Raw genomic sequence first — 4,569 nt, 5'->3', positions numbered from 1 at the left:
TTCACTTGAGCTGTTCATTAGAGCTATTAACTAAAACCATTTACTCGAGCTAAGAAACAACTAGGCTGGTTAAACCTAATGATGCCCTAGCCCGAGTGTGTTTAGCTGTTAAGCAATGCTAGCTAAACGTGGTAACAGCGCTTTAAAAGTCGGTCTGGTTGATGAACTGTGCTGCAAGCAATCTTGCACTAACTGGCGCAACATTGCCGCTTGTGGTGTGTCTGGGTTATCGATGAGGTTTAGCATGTCATCGACCAAATAACCAAACGCCCTAATCTCAATAGCTTGCATTAATTGCAAATGCTGTGGGGTGAACTGCTTTAAATTTGAGGCGGCGCCAAAATCACCAAACAGCACGTTATCGTCGGTATTTATCATGATGTTGTGGGCATAAATATCACCATGGCTTATACCATTTTGGTGTAAGTGAGCCAAAATATCAGCCATTTGGCTAGCAATATGAGTAATGCGCGCCCAGGTAAATACCGTTTGCGCTTCAAAAGTGTCACGGCTACAGGTTTGCAACGACGGCGGTAAACCTAAATTGCCGTAGCTTGGCGGAATAAGTTGCATCACTAAACCCAGTTGTTCTGGTTGATTAATTTGTGCCACCACATTAATCAAATTAGGGTGCTCGCCAGCGGTTAAGCAACAATCAAGCTCATCTGCTGGATAACCATCACTGGTTACCATGCCCTTAAACAATTTAATTGCGACATCAGCGTCGCTGCTAAAGCTTGTGTCAACTGAGCTTTCTGTATGGTGAGTTGCTTGATAAATTAATCCAGATGCGCCCTGCCCGAGTAACTGACCTAACGTAAACTGGGTTAATGGCACTATAGGTACGCGAGTATTATCGCAATGTTCTACATGACTAAACGCGTTACCTGCAAAAGCCAACCAGGCTAAGTTAGGTAGCTCAAATAACCAATATGGTAAGGCGGTAAGCTGGTTAGCCGATAAACGGATAAGAGCCAATTGATGACAATTAGCCATACTATTAGGCAGTGCGGTTAATCGGTTACCCGCTAACGCGAGTTTTTCCAGACGATGACACTGACCTAAACTGTCTGGCAACTGCTCAATGTGGTTATCGGTTAATATTAACCAACGAGTTTGCTTTGGAATGGATGTTTCGGGTACGGTGCGAATTTGATTGGCTTTAAAACCTATCATTTCGAGCTTTGGACACTGGCCTAATACGGCTGGTAGATGTTCAAATAGGTTATTCGACACAAACAAGATTTTGAGTTGATGCAAGTCAGCAAAGTTATCGGGCAATGACGATAATTGGTTATTGCTAAGATCGAGTACTTCTAGAGTATCGGCTAACTCAAACAGTTTTACAGGAAACTCCGTCAGTTTTTCTGCGATATTGACTCGTTGATAACCCAGTAACAAACCATCATTTAATTGTTGCAGTGTTTGCATCATGTTTCTCTTTGCCGAAAATTGTCGACATAGTAATAGAGTGCACCCACTGAGACAAATTTCTGCCAAAAAAAGACCACAGCAAAAGCTGTGGCCAAGACGGATGCTAAAAAACAAAAATTGGGGTTGATGACTTTAGCGCCATTTCTAACATAGAAAATACTGCTTAGAAATGGATTCCTACAAACTACGTTTTACTAACCTCTGCTGAAATCAGTAACGTAAAACAACAAACTAGGTTAAATCAATTCCGTTAACATGGTATCGGCGTATGCCACTAATTCGCCGCCATCACGTACTTTTGCCACATAATCTGGATTAGCAATAAATGGACGGCCAATAGCCAACAAATCAAACTTGTTGTCGGTAATGGCTGCACTACCCGTTTCGGCGGTGTAGCTACCTACACCCACTAAGGTGCCAGTGTAAACACTGCGTAGGTAGGTCGATATGCTGCCACCTAAGTAATCAAACTGCATTGAATCGTCAAAAATACCGCCATGTAAAAATGCTAAATTGCGTTTAGCTAACTCAGGTAACAAGTAGTCAAACACGTCACGGTCGCGTGGATCGGTAGCCATATTGAAATAGGCTCCTGGAGAAACGCGAATAGCGGTGCGATCTGCGCCAATTCTGGCAACAATGGCGTCAACCACTTCTAAAGCAAAACGTGACATGTTTTCAGGGGTTTGGCCGTATTCGTCCTCACGACGGTTACTGTCATGATGTAAGAATTGATCAATTAAATAACCATTAGCACCATGAATCTCGACACCATCAAAACCAGCATCAATCGCATTTGCAGCTGCTTGAGCATAATCAACAACTAACTGCTTAATATCATCTAACGTGGCAGCCTTTGGCGTTTGGTAAACTAATTCGCGCATTCTAGGCACAGTACCTTCAACAGCTTGTGCAGAAGCAGATAATACGTAGCCACCATCAAAAAAGTGTGGATGTGCTACACGGCCAGTGTGCCAAAGCTGAGCAAAAATTTTGCCGTCATTTTTGTGCACCGCATCGGTCACTACGCGCCAGCCGTCAATTTGAGCTGGAGTAAATAAACCAGGGGTATTTGGGTAACCTTGTGCATCTGGACGGATAATTGTCGCTTCACTGATAATCAAACCCGCTTCAGCACGGCGAGCATAATAGTCTGCAATAGCTTGAGTAGGAACAAGATCATCATCCGCCATACAACGCGTTAATGGTGCCATTAAAATCTTGTTTGATAATGTTAGGGTGTCATTGAGTTTGTATGGTGTAAATAAACTTGCCGTCATGGGACGATCTCCTTTCTTGAATATGCATTCAAGATTAATCTTAATTGAATGTACATTCAAGTATTTTTTGAATAATCGATCAAATGTAGTTAGACTCGAGCGTTATGAGTTATCACGCTTTGTTGTTGACCAGAAGTGACCAGATATGAGACACGCTGAATTTGATAGAGAAACGGTTTTACGTGCTGCTATGAGCACCTTTTTAGTGAATGGATACGCTAAAACCAGCATGCAAGATCTCACTAAAGCAACGGGGCTACATCCGGGGTCAATTTACTGTGCCTTTGATAATAAAAAAGGCTTATTTATTGCTGCTATTGAGCAATACCAACAAGATCGTAATGAACAGTTTCAGCAATTGTTTGCCAATGACCGATCAGCAGTCGACAACTTAGGTGCTTATTTAGCGCTAATCGTACAAGAATGTTTAAGCTGTGATGCTACCCAGGCGTGTTTACTGACCAAGTCACTCAGTGAAATGGGCGAGCAAGATGAACAAATAAAACAAATGACTTGCCAGTTTTTACAGCTATGGCACCAGTCACTTGCAATGGTGTTCGATACAGCAAAAGCGCAGAAGCTGATAGCACAGGACAGCGACAGTCAATTTTTAGCGCAGTATTTAGTGATGGGAATATACGGTTTACGAACAGTGGCTCACACTCAGCCTAATGAGCAAGTATTACAGCCTTTAGCAGATAAACTGTTAGCTGATTTACTACGCTGTGAGCCGGTAAATTAGTACAGCTAACTCGCGTGATAAATGCCACACATGTTAAAAATCACAAAAAAAAAGACACTTCACGTGTCTTTTTTTACTTGAGCTTCATTTAATTTTCTAATTTGCTCATAACTCGTTGTGAGTAAACACGTTCACCCAGTGAGTTAAGTATTTTGCACTCGCCTTCTAATACCGCAATAATAGATTTACCTCGACGAAATGATTCAGGAATCATTACACGCCCAGTTTGGCTGATTTGCAGATCGGTCATCACAGCATTATGCATTTCTAAACCAACAGGGGCTTCGTAATACAAAATAGTCACCGTCGCGTTTGACGTTTGACCTTCAGCAGATTCAGATTTCATATTCGGACTCTCATTTCTAACATACTGATTAAGTTTAGAAATGATATTGATCATCTAACTCATCAATACATCTCAGGGTAAAAGGATGAAACAATGGACTTTCAATATTGAGTTAACCCAATAGAGAAGTCGTTTCTCTTATTTTTATATTTCGGCTTTATACGATAATACACTGTTAAATTGTATTATCGATTTAAGGCTCTTAGCACATAAACTTAACACAACTGATGTGTAAATATGAATACTTATGTCCTGTAAGTGCGAGGTGCTAGCGCTTTATTATGCAGTATTTACACTGTAAACAAGCCTATTAAACCTCATCTCGGGATGAGAAATAGGCCAACGCAAAAAGTCAGACGATTTCACGAGGGTCATCGCAAACGTTTTTGTTGCCTTATAAACAACACCAATTTACTTGGCAATTGCAGATCTATTGTACGTGAATGCAACCTAGTGACTAGGGCAAAGGACTGTTTGATAACCTTTTATTATTTTGCTACAAGGTTATTTATGCAAAATTTAGAACCAGCACCTAAACAGCACAACTTATTCCTGCTAGAATCGGTGACAATTTTTAGCCTTTAAACATTTAATAAAACGAGATTAAGATGGGCAGAGCATATCAAAATAAAAAAGAGTCCATGGCGAAAACCGCTGGCCAAAAGACACGAATTTACTCACGTTACGGTAAAGAGATTTATATTTGCGCTAAAGGTGGCGTCGACCCAGATGGCAACCTAGCACTACGTAGCTTGATTGCCCGCGCA

At 41.3% G+C, this 4,569-nt stretch carries 4 protein-coding genes and 1 pseudogene; 2 read left to right on the top strand and 3 right to left on the bottom strand.

What is annotated here, in order from left to right; all coding sequences use genetic code 11:
• Window positions 1-108: 108 nt before the first annotated feature.
• A complete protein-coding gene (locus CXF78_RS10920) occupies window positions 109-1,431 on the bottom strand; it encodes a leucine-rich repeat-containing protein kinase family protein (RefSeq protein WP_257984887.1) in 1,323 nt (440 codons plus the stop codon).
• A 239-nt stretch (window positions 1,432-1,670) separates the two neighbouring features.
• Window positions 1,671-2,714, bottom strand: a complete 1,044-nt coding sequence (locus CXF78_RS10915; RefSeq protein WP_102036791.1) for an alkene reductase — start codon at window positions 2,712-2,714, stop codon at window positions 1,671-1,673.
• A 145-nt stretch (window positions 2,715-2,859) separates the two neighbouring features.
• Here CXF78_RS10915 and CXF78_RS10910 point away from each other — a divergent pair, with 145 nt between their 5' ends.
• Window positions 2,860-3,456, top strand: coding sequence for a TetR/AcrR family transcriptional regulator (locus CXF78_RS10910; protein ID WP_102036790.1), 597 nt, complete (start codon window positions 2,860-2,862; stop codon window positions 3,454-3,456).
• Window positions 3,457-3,544: 88 nt separating this feature from the next.
• Here the strand turns inward: CXF78_RS10910 and CXF78_RS10905 are convergent, their stop codons facing one another.
• Window positions 3,545-3,802: a TIGR02922 family protein gene (locus tag CXF78_RS10905; protein ID WP_041412828.1), complete on the bottom strand. Its 258-nt coding sequence runs from the start codon at window positions 3,800-3,802 to the stop codon at window positions 3,545-3,547.
• 608 nt (window positions 3,803-4,410) lie between these two features.
• Between CXF78_RS10905 and CXF78_RS10900 the strand changes: the two are divergent.
• Window positions 4,411-4,569 (top strand): annotated as a pseudogene (locus CXF78_RS10900) (YebC/PmpR family DNA-binding transcriptional regulator); the annotation flags it as partial.

This window comes from Shewanella sp. 11B5 (assembly GCF_002836795.1).
Classification (GTDB): domain Bacteria; phylum Pseudomonadota; class Gammaproteobacteria; order Enterobacterales; family Shewanellaceae; genus Shewanella; species Shewanella frigidimarina.
Note: the sequence above shows the minus strand (reverse complement) of the source record. Positions and strands in the feature narration are given on the sequence as shown.